This is a genomic window from Herbaspirillum sp. B65 (assembly GCF_000333555.1).
Classification (GTDB): Bacteria; Pseudomonadota; Gammaproteobacteria; order Burkholderiales; family Burkholderiaceae_D; genus Herbaspirillum; species Herbaspirillum rubrisubalbicans.
Map to the genome: position 1 here is coordinate 1 of NZ_BADI01000828.1, position 15,472 is coordinate 15,472.

The window sequence follows — 15,472 nt, forward strand, 5'->3', positions numbered from 1 at the left end:
GGGCGCGATCGTGCACGGCGCTTGCGGCAGCAAGGCCAGCACGCCACCGCGCGTCATGCCCACGCGCACCCCGGCCTCCCGCGCGCCGGGGGAAGCGGCGATGACGCGCGCGTGCTCCAGCACGACGGCCGCAGCGTCATCCAGCCAGTTCGGATAAAACACCTCCAGCGGCAGCAAAGGCAGGTGTACGGCGATCCACAGGCGCATGAGGCAAGAGATTCAGGGAAGGTAAGGAAACGAACAGGGGGCCGGCGCGCAAGGGTCCGCGTCGCTTGATGAAGTCGATCGCGATCCCCCCTGGTGCCGCGGTCAATGCCAGTCGCAACGGCGCCGGCGAGGCATCCTGCGCGCAACTGCCTGGGCGCAGCATGACGAACAGCGTCTGGCCGCTTTGTGCCGCCAGATGCAGGCGCCGCACACTCTCCGGGCGCAGGTGCCGCTGCCACAGCAGCAGGGCGGCGCAACTATCGGATTTGAGGATCTGTTCCGCCGCCCAGGCCGCGTCGGCGCTGGTGGTGGTACGCACCGCCAATAAGCGCGCGGCTTCCACCCCGATCTGTTGCCAGCCGATGAGGTGGGGAGCATGGGGTGTCTGCACCAGGGCAATCCGGCGCGGCGCCAGGGATTGCAAGGCCGGGCCCAGCAAGCGCAGCTCGCCCACCCCGGGTTGTTGCAACAGGAAATCGATCAGCGCCCCGGTCGGCCAACCCCGTCCCGGCAGCTCTTGCGACAACTCGGCAAAGCCGGTGTCGATACCGCGCGCACCTCCCTGGGCCAACTGGGAAGCGCGCCAGAGCGAGTGATGGATACTTTGGGGTGAAGGGCGCAACATGGTCATCGATACTGTATATATGTACAGTATAAATGACTTGTTGTGTTAGTCAACAAAAGCCCATTGCTCTGCTGGGGGCGGAGGGATGTTTGACAATGGCCTCAGAAGTTGTGCAGGACGCCCGTGTAGAGCCCGGCCTGGACGCGGCCGGGTAGCAGGTGTTGTTCCGGGCGGACGTTCTTGAGACCGGGTGTGCCCGCCGCCTGCGTGAGCACGCTGGGGTCGGACCGGTGGCGCAGGGAACCGATATGACCAAACCACTGGGTGTGCTTGAACAGCGTGTATTGCACCATCCCGCCCCTGTCAGTGGAAAGCGGGCTCAGGTAAGTCAGCACGCTGTCCGTAAGCAGCGCGCCATGCTTGCGCTCCAGGGCAGACCTGCCCGGCAGCGGCGCCAGCGCGTGCTCGCTATCGATGCTGCCCTTGCCAGCCAGCAGATCACGGCCGCCCAGCAAGCCGCTCCAGTTCAAGGAAGTCAGGCCGATCCAGAACCTGCGGATCTGCGCCCCCAACTGGTCGGCCCGGCCCTTGAAGGATTGCGACTGGTAGAACACGCCCTGGTTGTCAGCGGCCAGATCCTCAGCTTCGGTGAGGTTGAGAAAGCCGGTACCGTCCGCGCCGATATCCTGCGGCATCGGCCTGGCAAGCTTGTCTTCGGATGCCGGCAACGGGTTCAGGTAACCCAGTGCAGCATCGCTGCCCGGGGCCAGCCCGGCCTCGGATTGCGCCTGCACATTGCCGACCGACAGGCCGATGAGCAGCATGGCAGCAACGGCCTTGGTATGCGTGTTCATGAATTTGCCCCTCCCTTTGGATTGCTCATATATCTGACCTCTTACCTCTTACATCTGAGGTCTGATCTTATCTGTCGATTTTTTTGACTACAAATGTACTAAAGTGCAGGTTTTAGGAAAAACGCAACAACTTAGTTTTATCGAAAATAAGATCCAGGTGGGGTGAAGAAAAAATTTCCATCCTTATCTCCACCCATCTCCTAAAAGTCGCTTCCAGACTGGGTTTTCAGAAAATAAAAAACACTTTTGAGGCCATCTTTAGCAGTCTGCAAAAAGATTCTTTATCGAAATTTTTTAAGTAATCTCACAGATTTCTCTATGCGCCTCATCACGCCATTCAAACGAAAAATGACATGCTAGAATCGCGCCCTGATATCTGACCTCTCCCCTCTAGGCCGAGCCGATCCGCCCGGCTTTCGATAGCAAGGAAGAACAACAATGACAGCCCGCATTCCAGCCTATCGACTCGCCCAGGCACAAATCAAACGCTTCATCGAAGAACGCGGCCTCACGCTGGGCGATGCCCTGCCGCCGGAGGGAATGCTGGCCGAGGAACTCGGCATGAGCCGCCCCTCGCTGCGGGAGGCGGTCAAGAGTCTGGAGTCGCTGGGCATCCTGGAATCGCGCCACGGCGAAGGCATCTATGTCAAAGGCTTTTCCTTCGACACCATCCTCGACAACCTGCCCTACGCCTTCGCCGTCGATGGCAAGCAATTGCGCGAACTGTTGCAGGTGCGCGCCGCCATCGAGACCGGTGCCGCGCCGGCCATCCTGCAGCACATGTCGGCGGCCCAGCTCAAGACCCTGCGCCAGCAGGCCGATCACATGCTGGTGCTGGCGCGCTCAGGCGAAGATGTCGGCGCAGAAGACCGCCAGTTCCAGGCCACCCTGTATGGCTGCCTGGACAACGCCTTCCTGAGCACGCTCACCGACCTGCTCTGGCGCATGTTCCATCGCATGGGCGAAGCCCGCCTGGCGCTCGATGGCCGCCTGGCCGAAGCCACCGCACGGGATCGCATCCAGCTCGCCAAGATGATCGAGGCCAAGGATCTGGAAGGACTCTTGCAAGCCTGCGAGAAACATTTCCAGCGTCTGCTGGCCCAGCTGGAGGTGTCGCCAGCGCAGCCCGGCGACAAGCCAGGCAAAGCCGGCAAGCGTGTGGCCAGCGCCAGCAGCGGCCAGCAGCAAAACTGAGGCACTCAAGCAAGCTCATCATTGGCAGCAAGCTTCGCAGGGTTTACAGCAGGAGATGAACAATCCGACATCGCTTGTCCCAGGTCGGACGTGTAGAATCTCCCTTTTTGCCCCCTGCCCCGGAAGCTTATGTGGTTTAAGAATCTACAGATCTATCGTCTGCCCGCACCGTGGGCGATCACCGCCGACGAACTCGAATCCCATCTCGCACCGCAGGCCTTCACCGCCTGCTCCAGCCTGGACATGCAAAGCCAAGGCTGGGTGCCGCCGCGCAACAATGACAAGCTGGTGCACGTGGTCAATCGCCAGTTGCTGATGAAGCTCGATACCGAAAAGAAACTCTTGCCTTCCACCGTCATCAACCAGGTCACCAAGGCCCGCGCTGCCGAACTGGAAGAACAGCAAGGTTTCCCGCCCGGTCGCAAGCAGACCAAGGAATTGAAGGAACAAGTCACCGATGAGCTGCTGCCGCGCGCCTTCTCGGTGGTGCGCAGCACCTGGGTCTGGATCGATCCGGTCAATGGCTGGTTGCTGGTCGATGCCGGCTCGCCGTCCAAGGCCGAGGAAGTCTTGAAGCTGCTGTTCAAGGCCATCCCCAAGTTCCCGCTGGAAACGCTGCGTACCGTCATGTCGCCGGCCGCCGCCATGACCGACTGGCTGGCCAGCGACGAAGCCCCCAACGGCTTCACCGTGGACCAGGATACCGAGCTGCGCTCCACCGCCGAGAGCAAGGCCACGGTGCGCTACGTGCGCCACACGCTGGAGGCCGAAGACATCCGCCGCCACATCGAATCCGGCAAGCAGTGCACGCGTCTGGCGCTGACCTGGGCCGACAAGGTGTCCTTCGTGCTGACCGAGAACCTGTCGGTCAAGCGCATCGCGCCGCTGGACGTGCTCAAGGAAGACAGCGAGATCGCCGGCAAGAACGATGATGAACGTTTTGACGGCGACTTCATGCTCATGGCCGGCGAACTGGCCAAGCTGCTCTCTGCGCTGGTCGATGCATTGGGTGGTCAACTGAAGGAAAACGACGGCACGCTGGCACAGGCTGCGTGATCGACGGACCGATTTGGGCGTGACAAGAAACGGGAGCTTCGGCTCCCGTTTTTCATGGGCACGCCTCAGGCGCTGACCAGCACGCTTTCCAAGGGCAGCATCGCGTGCTGCAAGGTCGCCGCCAGGCGCGCGCTGGAGACGCCATCGCGTGCGCCCAGCGCCAAGCCATTGAGAAAGCTGGTGTAGAAATCCCCCAGGGCGGTGACATCGGCATCGGCCCGGATCTCGCCTTCGCGCTGGGCCTGCAGCAGGCGCGCACGGATTTCGTTGCGGCGCTTGTGGCGACGTTGCGAGAGCGCATCACTGTGCTCGCTGTTCTCGGGCGCACAGTTGATGGCCGAGACCACCACCATGCAACCCTTGCCGACCGGCAAGCCGGGCAGCGTGGTCTTGCCGGAATACATGCGCACGCTGGCGCGCAGCATGGCCAGCAGATCCTGGTAAATGCCTTTGCCTGCCTGCAACAGGCGCAAGGGCTCGGCGCTGACGGTGCGCGCATAGACCTCCACGACTTCACGAAAGAGCGCATCCTTGTCGCCAAAGGCGGCATAGAGACTGGGCGCCTTCACCCCGATGGCCGCAGTCAGGTCGGCCATGGTGGTGCCTTCGTAGCCCTTGCTCCAGAACACTTGCATGGCCTGATGCAGCGCCTGTTCACGGTCGAAGCTGCGCGGGCGGCCGCGGGTTTTTATCATCGGTATCCTTTGCGGGGTATTACCCCTGGCGGTAATGGTATTGCCTGGCAGTGTAGTTTATTTTAATCAGCGTTACAAAAATAAATCACCAGCCCTTGAACTTTGGCCGCGACGTTCCTATTATCTAATGCTCGTTACATAAATAAATGGTGACGAGCCACATCATTCATCAAAGATTAACCCGGCAATACAGAACCCAGCATTTGACGGCACCATCGAAAGGACATGCCATGAGCCGCAAGACCCGAATAGAAAACTACCGCAACATCGGTATCAGCGCGCATATCGACGCGGGCAAGACCACGACCACCGAGCGCATTCTTTTTTATACGGGTGTGAACCACAAGATCGGTGAAGTGCATAACGGTGCGGCCACCATGGACTGGATGGAGCAGGAGCAGGAACGCGGCATCACCATCACCTCGGCGGCTACCACGGCCTTCTGGAAAGGCATGGCCGGCAATTATCCCGAGCATCGCATCAACATCATCGACACCCCCGGTCACGTGGACTTCACCATCGAGGTGGAGCGCTCCATGCGCGTGCTCGATGGCGCAGTGATGGTGTATGACTCGGTGGGCGGCGTGCAGCCGCAGTCCGAGACCGTCTGGCGCCAGGCCAACAAGTACAAGGTGCCGCGCATTGCCTTCGTCAACAAGATGGACCGCATCGGCGCCGACTTCTTCCGCGTGCAGAAGCAGATCGAGGAACGCCTCAAGGGTAAAGCCGTTCCCATCCAGATTCCGGTGGGCGCGGAAGACCATTTCTCGGGCGTGATCGACCTGGTCAAGATGAAGGCCATCATCTGGGATGAAGCCAGCCAGGGCGTGCTGTTCAAGTACGAAGACATCCCGCTGGAGCTGGAGGACACCGCACGCCAGTGGCGCGACCACATGGTCGAGCAGGCCGCTGAAGCCAACGAGGAACTGCTGGAGAAATACCTCTCCGGCAATCCCCTCTCCGAAGACGACATCAAGCGCGGCCTGCGCCTGCGCACGGTGGCCAACGAGATCGTGCCGATGCTGGCCGGTTCCGCCTTCAAGAACAAGGGCGTGCAAGCCATGCTGGATGCGGTGATCGATTACCTGCCCTCGCCCATCGACGTGCCGGCCATTGCCGGTCATGCCGAGGACGATAGCGAGATCGAGCGCCATCCTTCGGATGAAGAACCGTTCTCGGCGCTGGCCTTCAAGATCATGACCGATCCCTTCGTGGGTCAGTTGACCTTCTTCCGCGTGTATTCCGGCATCGTCAATTCGGGCGATACGGTCTACAACCCGGTCAAGGGCAAGAAGGAACGCCTGGGCCGTATCCTGCAGATGCACGCCAACGAGCGCAAGGAGATCAAGGAAGTGTTCGCCGGCGACATCGCCGCGGCCGTGGGTCTGAAGGATGTAACCACCGGCGACACGCTGTCGGACCCGGAGCATCCCATCATCCTGGAACGCATGATCTTCCCCGAGCCGGTGATCTCGCAGGCAGTGGAGCCCAAGACCAAGGCCGACCAGGAAAAGATGGGCATCGCCTTGAATCGCCTGGCGCAGGAAGATCCGTCCTTCCGCGTGCATACCGACGAGGAATCGGGCCAGACCATCATGTCGGGCATGGGCGAGCTGCACCTGGAAATTTTGGTCGACCGGATGAAGCGCGAGTTCAACGTCGAGGCCACGGTCGGCAAGCCGCAGGTGGCCTATCGTGAAGCGATCCGCAAGGGTGTGGAAGATGTCGAGGGCAAGTTCGTCAAGCAGTCCGGTGGGCGCGGGCAGTACGGCCACGTGGTGATCAAGCTGGAACCACAACCGGCCGGCAAGGGCTATGAATTCGTCGATGCCATCAAGGGTGGCGTGGTGCCGCGCGAATTCATCCCGGCAGTCGACAAGGGCATCCAGGAGTCGCTGAAGGCCGGCGTGCTGGCGGGCTATCCGGTGGTGGACGTGAAGGCGACGCTGACCTTCGGTTCATACCACGACGTGGACTCCAACGAAAACGCCTTCCGCATGGCCGGCTCGATGGCCTTCAAGGAAGCGATGAAGCGCGCCGGTCCGATGCTCTTGGAGCCGATGATGCAGGTCGAGGTGGAAACGCCCGAGGAATTCATGGGCAACGTGATGGGCGACCTGTCCTCGCGGCGCGGGATGGTGCAGGGCATGGAAGACATGGTGGGTGGCGGCAAGCTGGTGCGTGCCGAAGTGCCGCTGTCGGAAATGTTCGGCTACTCGACCACGCTGCGTTCGCTGTCACAGGGACGGGCGACCTACTCGATGGAGTTCAAGCACTATGCCGAGGCGCCACGGCAGGTGGTGGAGCAGTTATCGGGGAGCAAGGCGAAGGGTTGATTTTCCTTACCCTCGCCGTGACAAAGCCGATGCATCTTTGGATGCGTCGGCTTTTTTAATTCCCGATCATGGGTCTGGTGAATCTAGAACTAACTCATGCCTGTTGGTGAAATGCGCTCCCAACAAACTCCAGGCAACTCAACATCACTGCTGCACTGTCATGGCCGAACTGCCATGACAGTGCTGGTGTTTATCGTATCGACTGTCGCTATTTGTTGGCAAGCATCCGGTGATACTATGAATTATCCAATCCTTTGTACCTGACATCTGCAGCATATCGCGCCACGCGCAAGATCAACTTAAGGAAAGTCATGTCAAGCAATATCGTTACCGTCACCGACGCCTCGTTCGAGGCAGAGGTTCTGCAATCATCGCAGGCTGTTCTGGTGGACTTCTGGGCGCCTTGGTGTATGCCGTGCAAGATGTTGGCACCGCTACTGGCCGATCTGGCCGACGAGTTTAGCGATACGCTGCGCATCGCCAAGATCAATGCTGATGAAAACAAGCAAAGCATGGAAAAGTATGGTGTACGCGGCCTGCCATCGATGCTGCTGTTCATCGGTGGCGTGGAGCGCGCCCGCCTGATCGGCATGCAAAGCAAGACGCGCCTGGTGGCATTCATCGAAGATCAATTGGAGCTTTGAACCATGTCTTCTCCTGTCATGCCAGCCACCTCCCTCACGTTCCATGGCGACAACACGCTCAAGCAGGCAATGCTGGAGCGTTTCCGCGCGCATCTGGAGGCCGGCCGGGTCACCAGCACCCTCAACACCTGGAATGGCCAATCCGGCAGCGTCATAGGTTGTGCCATCGAGAGTGATGACCTCGACGTCTGGAGCAGCACACTCGGCTTGCCTAAGTGGCTGGCACTGCTGATTGATGCGATTGCCGCTGCACAGGGCTCGCCGCAGGCCTTCGCACTGGCTGGCCTGCCTACGTTGCAAGCCATCCCTGTCGGTGTCGATCTGGACGCTGCCGGCAGCGGGTTCGTACTGAAGTTGCTGGCCGATATTGCTGCCAGGCGCGAAGCAAGCTCTCCTGATACGGCGCTTCCGAGTGCACTAGCTACAGTCACAACATTGCATACCGCGGTGGCTGACGGAAAGTCCTCTGATGCCGCCGCCTGGCGCGCTGCCCGGCGCGCAGCGATGGCTGTGGCGGATACCTTCGAGGAGCATTCGGCCGGGCGTCTGCTGGCCTCGGTTGTCGAAGCCGCCGGCTGGGACATCCGCTCTTCGCCGACCGTCGCCACAGATACCATGCGAGCATGGGTGGTCGCTTACGGCAATTACGCCCTGGTTGAGTTTGGCTGGACCCCGGCCGATGAGGCCAACGTGCATGTGCGCCTGAAGGAAATGCATGATCGCTTCCTGAAGGATCACCCGGAGAGCACCCGCACAGTGTTCGATCATTACGCCGAGCAATATCCTGCAGAAGAAGAACGCTTGCGGGCGCGCATCCGTACCGAGCGCGAAGCCGTGAGCAGAGCCAACGCCATCGCGTCGGAAATATTGCGGGCGTCATTGGCGCCGGCTTCCACGGCCTGATCATTGCCATCAGGGGTTGGCCGGACCATGCCTTCATCAAGAATCCGGCCCCCTGATTCACCGCATAGCAGAGGCGAACGTTAAGGCCATGAACAGTGCCTGGATGCTTTATGCCGCGCTGACCATGACAAGCAAACGGCCATAGCTCTCCACCTTAAGTGATACAGTTTCCGCGAGCTGGCGCAAAACTGTATCTGGTGCGCGCATGTCGAAGATGCCACTGACATGTTTTGCGGCTGCCGCGCGGGTGATGTGGATTACCCCCGGACGGTGGCGACGCAGCACCCCGATCACGTCAGCCACGGCCTGGTCCGATGCGACCAGCAGGCCTCTAGTCCATGCGATGGCATTCGAGAGCGACAGGTTGGTGCGCTCGACTCCAGCGTCTTTCAAACTCACCACATCACCCCGAACGATGGTTTTGATGGTGCCATCTGGCGTCGTCAATGTGGCACTGCCTTGCTCCAGCGCGATCAGCGAATGTGTTTCATAAGAAGAAAAACTGAAACGTGCAGTCCTTGCCTGCAAATGCCGCGGGCCGAGAGGATCTCGAACGGCTTGCTGTTATGCATCGCCTCCACCAGCATCTGCCCCGACTCCATACGCCAGGTATTGCTTGATGCGGTAGCAATCGCTTGGACGGTAGTGCCGGCATCCAGGGTGACATGAATATCTGGATTCAACGCCGCTTGACGGATCTCTCCTGTGCCAGTGCTGAGGGTGGGTTCGTCCATGAACACTTGCAGGCCTCGATAGCCTAGCACCCCCACCACGGTGAGCCCGATCGTGCCACTCAAACCAGCCCGCAGCATACGCCGGCGCGATTCGCCGGCCTCCAGTAGTGCCTGCCGTCCGGCGCCATGTGCCTCCCTGCTCTGCCCGAAGGAGCGAAACGGTGTCAGCTTCTGCTGCAATGCATCCCATGCCGCCTGGTTGGCCGTGCTGGCGCAACACCATTCGGCAAAGCGAGCTTGCTCTTCCGCGCTGGCTTCGCCGGAACGCATCAGCACTTCCCAGGCGATGGCGGCCTTGACTGGATCTTTCAACTTGTTCCTCCTCGACAATCACGCGCCTTCATAGCACTTCGCCAATGCCTGGGCGATGTACTTGCGCACCATGCTCACGGATACGCCAAGCAAATCGGCAATCTCTCGGTAGGTCAGTCCGTCCAGCTGACTATGCAGGAATGCTCTTCTTGCATTGCTGGACAATCCGCATAGCAACCGGTCGATACTGGCTAGTGTCTGCACGACTTCGAGGATGGCCTCCGGAGACGGCATGTCCGCTTCCTCGTGCGTGGCCAGTGCGGCAAGGTAAGCAGCTTCCAGGTCGCGACGACGCCATAGATCGAATACCAGCCGCTGCGAAATGGTCCGCAATAACGCACGCGGTTCACGAATGACCGAGACATCCGGGATGCTGGCCATCTCGACAAATGCTGCCGAGGCGACATCCTCTGCATCCGCCAAGCATTTTACCTGGCGTCGCAGGTACTGCTTCAGCCAGCGATAGCTGTTGGCAAATTCAGAGGCCAGGAAATCATGCCGCAATGGCTGTTCCGTATATGTATTGCGCGAGCATAGCAAGGACGCCGTCGATACAGCTTCTCCCTCTCCGCCATCTACGTAACGATATTCCATGATCAACCTATGTTTTACACAAAATTGTCGAAGCGCTCTGCGAGGAATTATGGCCTGTTCCGATCCAATCCGCGAGTCCGAAAATGGGCCCCAGAAGGTGCTTTGATGAAAGCACGCTTGCTTCCTCTGGTGCCATTCTCTCCGAATTAGCGAATTGCCGCGCCACTAAAAACGCATAAGCTTTATCGTTTGCTACGTTGAAGCTGACGCAATTAATGTACCACCACGATTATGGGTTCTTCTGCCCTCAGTGGCTTAATATAATTTTCATATTTTGGCAGTACCAAGGCATGGAATTCTCGTTCGGCAACAAACATGGCCTGCCTTTGAATTCGATACGGTGCGTTCTTCATTACGCTTTCCGATGCTCGTGTTGATCCATCTATTCAGCGCTTTGGCCAGCCGCCAACAGCATCAATAACCAAGGCCGCTGTCTCCGCCTCCCCATTCTCCCATTTGCAGTATCGCGACGGCCTCTCTGCAGCTCACGCAGGATGCTGCGCAATCGTTTGCGAAAATTATTTTCAAAATATGGTGTCACTTTTTGCGCGTCGGCGCACATCCCTATTGAAACCATCAAATGCAAATGCGGTTGATCTGAGCCGCAGGGCGTCTTGCATCCGATTGTTACGGGGCATGTGCAGATATCAATAGAGGGGCAGCGGTGATTGATAGATCCGGCCACGGGATGCGGGATATTCGTGAGGATACGGTACTTGCGCGGTCGCCGAGCGCGTGAGCCTATCGATACGCCCTGCTGGCGGCGCTGCAAAGGCTGGAAATGGAGGGTGTCATCAGGCGTCGCGTAGTGTTGCTCGGGCCGGGAAAACGCAACGTCTCGGCGACGGTGTGAGCAGCAATCGAGACGCGCCATCTGGATCAAGAAATTTCGCGATGCCATCGCCTGTATTGCCGAGGTGATGGAAGTGCATCGCGACCAGAAGCGCAGAACACAACGTGAACCTGTTTTCGCGGCAAGGAAGAGGTAGGGGTGTCGATGCCATGCACTGTAAAGGTGATGTTCGGCATCAGGAAGGTGCAAGAAAGAAAATCGTTTTGAGGATTTTTGAATCCGCTCGTCTATCGCCATTTTCACGGTATTTGACGACATCAATTTTAATTCCATTCATAGAGATCAAGATGAAAGTCATATCACGTTCTGCAAACTGGTCAGCTCCCAGCGTCATCATGATGGCTTTGGCCTCGACGACATCCTTGTCTCTACCAGCCAGCTCCGCCTACGCGCAGTCCGTCGCGGAGCAATCGTATCATTTGCCGAGTGCACCGCTTGACGAGACCTTGCTGCAGATAGCGAAGCAAAGCGGATTGCTGATTTCGTATGGGCCGTCCCTGGTGAAATCATTGCAATCCGCCCCGGTTGAAGGGAACTTCACCGGACCCGATGCCATCAGGCAGGCCCTGCGCAAAACCGGGCTTGAGCTGGTCCCCACGCCAGGTGGCCAATGGACCTTGCGTACGGTCACGGCACCCACATCGGAAACCAGCAAGGCCACTACCTATGCAGAATTGCCGCTGATCAGCGTGGCCGCTACGGCGGACTCCGGCGGCACTGGTTTTGTTGTGGAAAATTCCGCAACGTTTACGCGTAGTAATACGCCCCTGAGCGAAACGCCGAAGTCGGTATCGGTGGTCGATGCCGCCGTGATTCAAAGCCAATCAGCGCAAACGCTGACGGACATTCTGCGTAACGCCTCTGGGGTGGTGACGCGCACCGGTCCGTATGGCGTGCCCACGTATGCCATCCGAGGCTATGTGGGTAATGCACCGGTGATGTCGGACGGACTTTCCTCGTACGGATCGGCGGCCTCTCCTGCAACCCTCACCCCGACGATCGCTATCGCCAGCGTAGAAGTGATCAAGGGCCCGGCAGCCATTCTCGCCGCAGATGCCCCGCCCGGGGGCGTTATCAATGTCATTAAGAAAGCACCGCAGGCCGTACCATTTCATGAAATTCAGTTTGCCTACGGCTCGCATAATTACAACCAGGTGGCATTCGATTCCACTGGTGCCATTGATGAAGACAAGAAGCTCCGTTATCGCTTCGTCATTTCCGGCGACAAAGCCAGCGAGAACGCCATGGGCTATGACGGTGGCCGTCACTTCTATATCGCCCCAACGCTGCAATGGAAAGACAGCACGACGGACCTGACCATCGGGTACGCCCATACAGTGACACGCGATCCCTTTCCGCAATACACGGTGGGCTATGCCAAAGGGGGGTATGTGGAGGGATATATCGATTATCCGCTGAGCAACCGGGACGACCATTTTTCGATGACGTCCGATGAATTGACGGCCAAGCTCGAGCAAAAGATTGACGACCATCTGACATTCGTCAGCAAGAACGGCTATACGATGAACACACAGGGGCAGAGTGGGTCGGCCGCCGTGTCGACGATCTCCAAGACCAATGCGCTCACGTTGATGGGATTCAAGTCATCGGCCAATTATTACACCGTGAATTCGCAGAACTACGTGCGACTCAAGTTCGATGTCGGAACTGCGAAGTCGACCACCTTGGTCGGCGTAGATTACTCATACATGCACTACGCGCAGTACGACCTGCCGAGTGTGCCTATGACCACGATTCCCAATATATTTGGGACCTTCAACGTGCCGCCGGTCACTTCGCCGCTGAGTTATTCGAGCAGCGGGCAAGCACAGCGGGTTGGCAATTTTCTGCAAGAGCAATGGAATTACGACAAGCTGAACGTGCTCGCCTCGATCCGTCGGGACAACTACCTGAGCAGCGCATATATCGTCGGTAGAACGCCGAACGGCGGAACACACCAGTCCGCCTATAGCCCGAGCCTGGGTGTGATGTATCAACTCACCCCGGAAATCGCCCCTTACGTAAACTGGAACAAGGGTTTCGTACCGGCTAACACCCGTGTCTACGGTGGCGATTTTCTGGCACCGATGCAGAGCGAGCAATACGAGGCTGGCATGAAGTTCAGCCTGTTGGACGACAAACTTCAATTAACCACCTCGCTCTACCACATCGACTACACCAATCAAAGCATTGCCGATCCTCTGCATCGTGGTTACTTTATTCCCACTGGCGGTGCGGTGAGCCGTGGCGCGGAGGTAGAACTGAAGGGGCAGGTCCTGCCGGGCTTGAATGTAATAGCACAGTACGCTTACAACAACTACGTGCAGGACTATGCGCCGACCACCAAGGTCAACCTCCCGCATCACACCGGCAGCATCTGGACCACCTACAATTTCCGCACGCCAGCACTGCAGGGTTTTGGCGTCGGCGGCGGTCTCTTCCTGACCAGCGGGCAGGCGATCGGGTCTTCTGGCAATTACCACATCCCGGGCCAGACCGAGACCGACCTTGCCCTGTTCTATAAGCACGAAAAATATAGCTTGAATTTGTCGCTGAAGAACGCCTTCAATCACAAGCTCTATTCCAGTTCGACCTCCAGCGCCTTCATTCCAATGGGGCCTGAGCGCACCTTGATGTTGACCGGAACCTATGACTTCTGAGCGGGCAATCATGACTGTGTCAGGCCAGGTGAAGGAGAGGCCGGCGGCGCGCCGGGGCAATCTTACCGTACCGGGAACAACGGCCATCGTGCTGGCGCTGCATGTGCTCGCACTGGCCTGGCTGTTGCATCGTCCACAGGTCACGCTCAGCGCGACGGCCTCGGCGCGTGGTGGTCAGTCGGTCGCGGTCCAGTTGGTCAGTCGCTCATCGGTGGCTAAGCCGGTGGAAACACCTGCGCCCAAGTCCTTGCCGACGCCACCCGAGAAGCCGAAACCAAAGATGCCTGCGCCAAAGCCGCACCCGGTGCTGACCACGCAGGCTGCGTCCACGCAGCAAGTGCAGGCCGCCGATCCGACTCCGGCGAAAGCCACGCCGCCGCAGGCCGCCGCGCCGTCGCCGCCTGCTGCGGCGATGCCGCCATCGACCCAGGCGAGTGCTGCCGAGCCGTCTGCGGCGCCGGCCGCCGCGCCGGCCGCCACGCCGGGCAGCAGCGGACCATCGCTCAATATCAAGTCGATCAACGCCAGCGAAATGGCGCAGCTGAATTGCCATATTCCAGCGCCTGTCTATCCGGCCAAAGCTCAGCGTCTGGGACAAAAGGGTACGGTCACGTTGCGCATTGTCATTGGCATCGACGGGCGTATCGGACAAGTCAACGTGGCTTCGAGCAGTGGCTTCGCCGCGCTCGACGATGCCGCTGTGACGGCATTGCGGGGAGGGGTCTGCAATCCCTACCGCGAAGCCGGCATCGCCATGCAGGTTGAGGCCTCACAGCGGATTGCATTTGCTGCTGATTAAGATTGTTTTGCAAGTTCACACGCGCCACGGCGCACCGAATATCTAGGAGCATTACATGGAAAACTATGGTTTGGCCAATGTTTGGCTGCAAGGCGATATCGTTACTCGGTTTCTGATTGTCTTCCTACTAGGTATGTCGTCCGCCTCGTGGATCGTGATGATCGTCAAGGCGATAGCCAATCGCCGCTTAACGCGCACAGGCTTGCACGTACAAAAAGATTTTTGGGCAGCCCGCTCGATCGAGGCTGGTATGGAAGCCATCGGTGCCGACAACCCTTATAGCAATATCGCTACGGCGGCCATCGAGGCGCACGAGGCAAAAAGTTCAGCCACTGCTGGAAGGACGCACGTCCAACACCGACTGGCTGGCATATTGCGTTCGCAACGAATTGGACGAGCAGATCGCGCACCTGCAAGGCGGCTTGGCCGTGCTTGCATCAATCGCCAGCACCGCTCCGTTCATCGGCCTGTTCGGCACCGTCTGGGGCATTTATCACGCGCTCATTGCCATTGGCGCGTCGGGTCAGGCAAGTCTGGACCACGTGGCAGGCCCGGTGGGAGAGTCGCTGGTGATGACAGCGATTGGTCTGTTCGTGGCGATTCCTGCAGTACTGGGTTACAACTACGTGGCACGCGGCAATCGTGGCGTAGCGCAGAAGCTGATGCGTTTTTCGCACCAGTTGCAGGTGTATTACGTGACCGGCAACAAGATCAAGGAAGCACAGGCGGCCAAAGGTGTAGCTTATCCAGCACGTACACCGATCACCTCTACCGGTGCTTGAGGAGCCGCCATGTCAATGATGAACGATGCGGGTGGAGACGGGCTGGCTACCGAGATCAACATGGAAGTAGTGAACATTGTTGTTTGCCACCACAAGGACTCGATCGCGGATATGTTTTCTGTCTGAATGCGGTAGAAGGCATAGAAAGCACTGAAGTAGACGACGCCGATACCTCCGATTAAAGTATTTACAAATGACTGCGAAAATCGATGTCCAACGACTTTTGTTTTTCCACATCGATAGAGCGTCAACCCTATAAGAGGGAGAAATAAGGGGGCGCCAAG

The 15,472-nt window shown here is 58.7% G+C and carries 14 protein-coding genes and 1 pseudogene; 8 read left to right on the forward strand and 7 right to left on the reverse strand.

Features of this window, described 5'->3' with window-relative positions; translation table 11 throughout:
• Window positions 1–136: 136 nt before the first annotated feature.
• Window positions 137–838: a translesion DNA synthesis-associated protein ImuA gene (gene imuA / locus I5W_RS19735; protein ID WP_044530508.1), complete on the reverse strand. Its 702-nt coding sequence runs from the start codon at window positions 836–838 to the stop codon at window positions 137–139.
• A gap of 95 nt (window positions 839–933) precedes the next feature.
• Window positions 934–1,626: a hypothetical protein gene (locus I5W_RS19740; RefSeq protein ID WP_044530509.1), complete on the reverse strand. Its 693-nt coding sequence runs from the start codon at window positions 1,624–1,626 to the stop codon at window positions 934–936.
• A gap of 438 nt (window positions 1,627–2,064) precedes the next feature.
• Between I5W_RS19740 and I5W_RS19745 the strand changes: the two genes are divergently transcribed.
• Together I5W_RS19745 and I5W_RS19750 are read left to right on the forward strand one after the other, a co-directional pair.
• The gene (locus I5W_RS19745; protein WP_044530510.1) at window positions 2,065–2,820 is read left to right on the forward strand and encodes a FadR/GntR family transcriptional regulator; all 756 of its coding nucleotides are present in this window, start codon (window positions 2,065–2,067) and stop codon (window positions 2,818–2,820) included.
• A 129-nt stretch (window positions 2,821–2,949) separates the two neighbouring features.
• Window positions 2,950–3,876: a recombination-associated protein RdgC gene (locus I5W_RS19750; RefSeq protein ID WP_044530511.1), complete on the forward strand. Its 927-nt coding sequence runs from the start codon at window positions 2,950–2,952 to the stop codon at window positions 3,874–3,876.
• A 65-nt stretch (window positions 3,877–3,941) separates the two neighbouring features.
• Here I5W_RS19750 and I5W_RS19755 read toward each other — a convergent pair whose 3' ends face one another.
• Window positions 3,942–4,571, reverse strand: coding sequence for a TetR/AcrR family transcriptional regulator (locus tag I5W_RS19755; protein ID WP_017449773.1), 630 nt, complete (start codon window positions 4,569–4,571; stop codon window positions 3,942–3,944).
• 230 nt (window positions 4,572–4,801) lie between these two features.
• On the opposite strand from I5W_RS19755, the gene fusA reads away from it, so the two are divergent.
• The 3 genes from fusA to I5W_RS19770 all read left to right on the forward strand — a co-directional run bounded on the left by fusA (window position 4,802) and on the right by I5W_RS19770 (window position 8,454).
• Window positions 4,802–6,907, forward strand: coding sequence for an elongation factor G (fusA, locus tag I5W_RS19760; RefSeq protein WP_044530512.1), 2,106 nt, complete (start codon window positions 4,802–4,804; stop codon window positions 6,905–6,907).
• A gap of 311 nt (window positions 6,908–7,218) precedes the next feature.
• Complete coding sequence (gene trxA, locus I5W_RS19765) at window positions 7,219–7,551, forward strand: thioredoxin (protein ID WP_017449775.1); 333 nt, start codon at window positions 7,219–7,221, stop codon at window positions 7,549–7,551.
• A 3-nt stretch (window positions 7,552–7,554) separates the two neighbouring features.
• Window positions 7,555–8,454 carry a hypothetical protein gene (locus I5W_RS19770; RefSeq protein WP_252717129.1) on the forward strand — a complete coding sequence of 300 codons (900 nt, stop codon included), beginning with the start codon at window positions 7,555–7,557 and terminating at the stop codon, window positions 8,452–8,454.
• Between the two features lie 108 nt (window positions 8,455–8,562).
• On the opposite strand, the gene I5W_RS33570 is transcribed toward I5W_RS19770, so the two are convergent.
• Genes I5W_RS33570 through I5W_RS19780 form a run of 3 tightly spaced genes read right to left on the reverse strand, consistent with a single transcriptional unit; the run spans window position 8,563 to window position 10,094 of the window.
• Window positions 8,563–8,982: a hypothetical protein gene (locus I5W_RS33570; protein WP_252717134.1), complete on the reverse strand. Its 420-nt coding sequence runs from the start codon at window positions 8,980–8,982 to the stop codon at window positions 8,563–8,565.
• The gene (locus tag I5W_RS33575) at window positions 8,928–9,500 is read right to left on the reverse strand and encodes a DUF4880 domain-containing protein (protein WP_252717130.1); all 573 of its coding nucleotides are present in this window, start codon (window positions 9,498–9,500) and stop codon (window positions 8,928–8,930) included. The genes I5W_RS33570 and I5W_RS33575 overlap by 55 nt, the downstream gene beginning before the upstream one ends.
• 18 nt (window positions 9,501–9,518) lie before the next feature.
• Entirely contained in the window at window positions 9,519–10,094 is a 576-nt protein-coding gene (locus I5W_RS19780; protein ID WP_252717131.1) for a sigma-70 family RNA polymerase sigma factor, read from the reverse strand.
• 957 nt (window positions 10,095–11,051) lie between these two features.
• Here I5W_RS19780 and I5W_RS19790 point away from each other — a divergent pair.
• The 3 genes and pseudogenes from I5W_RS19790 (at window position 11,052) to I5W_RS19805 (ending at window position 15,188) form a co-directional block, all read left to right on the forward strand.
• Window positions 11,052–13,607 carry a TonB-dependent receptor gene (locus I5W_RS19790; RefSeq protein WP_252717132.1) on the forward strand — a complete coding sequence of 852 codons (2,556 nt, stop codon included), beginning with the start codon at window positions 11,052–11,054 and terminating at the stop codon, window positions 13,605–13,607.
• 10 nt (window positions 13,608–13,617) lie between these two features.
• The gene (locus I5W_RS33580; protein WP_252717133.1) at window positions 13,618–14,406 is read left to right on the forward strand and encodes an energy transducer TonB; all 789 of its coding nucleotides are present in this window, start codon (window positions 13,618–13,620) and stop codon (window positions 14,404–14,406) included.
• Between the two features lie 55 nt (window positions 14,407–14,461).
• A pseudogene (locus I5W_RS19805) lies at window positions 14,462–15,188 on the forward strand (MotA/TolQ/ExbB proton channel family protein).
• On the opposite strand, the gene I5W_RS32910 reads toward I5W_RS19805, so the two are convergent.
• A partial coding sequence (locus tag I5W_RS32910; RefSeq protein ID WP_217284457.1) for a hypothetical protein occupies window positions 15,149–15,472 on the reverse strand: 324 nt, incomplete at its 5' end. The pseudogene I5W_RS19805 and the gene I5W_RS32910 overlap by 40 nt on opposite strands.

Excerpts from the sequence above, each read along its gene's own strand:
- trxA (WP_017449775.1), top strand. The coding sequence starts at position 7,219 with ATGTCAAGCAATATCGTTACCGTCACCGACGCCTCGTTCGAGGCAGAG.
- I5W_RS19740 (WP_044530509.1), bottom strand. The coding sequence starts at position 1,626 with ATGAACACGCATACCAAGGCCGTTGCTGCCATGCTGCTCATCGGCCTG.
- I5W_RS33580 (WP_252717133.1), top strand. The coding sequence starts at position 13,618 with ATGACTGTGTCAGGCCAGGTGAAGGAGAGGCCGGCGGCGCGCCGGGGC.
- I5W_RS19745 (WP_044530510.1), top strand. The coding sequence starts at position 2,065 with ATGACAGCCCGCATTCCAGCCTATCGACTCGCCCAGGCACAAATCAAA.
- I5W_RS19770 (WP_252717129.1), top strand. The coding sequence starts at position 7,555 with ATGTCTTCTCCTGTCATGCCAGCCACCTCCCTCACGTTCCATGGCGAC.
- imuA (WP_044530508.1), bottom strand. The coding sequence starts at position 838 with ATGACCATGTTGCGCCCTTCACCCCAAAGTATCCATCACTCGCTCTGG.
- I5W_RS19750 (WP_044530511.1), top strand. The coding sequence starts at position 2,950 with ATGTGGTTTAAGAATCTACAGATCTATCGTCTGCCCGCACCGTGGGCG.
- fusA (WP_044530512.1), top strand. The coding sequence starts at position 4,802 with ATGAGCCGCAAGACCCGAATAGAAAACTACCGCAACATCGGTATCAGC.
- I5W_RS19755 (WP_017449773.1), bottom strand. The coding sequence starts at position 4,571 with ATGATAAAAACCCGCGGCCGCCCGCGCAGCTTCGACCGTGAACAGGCG.
- I5W_RS19780 (WP_252717131.1), bottom strand. The coding sequence starts at position 10,094 with ATGGAATATCGTTACGTAGATGGCGGAGAGGGAGAAGCTGTATCGACG.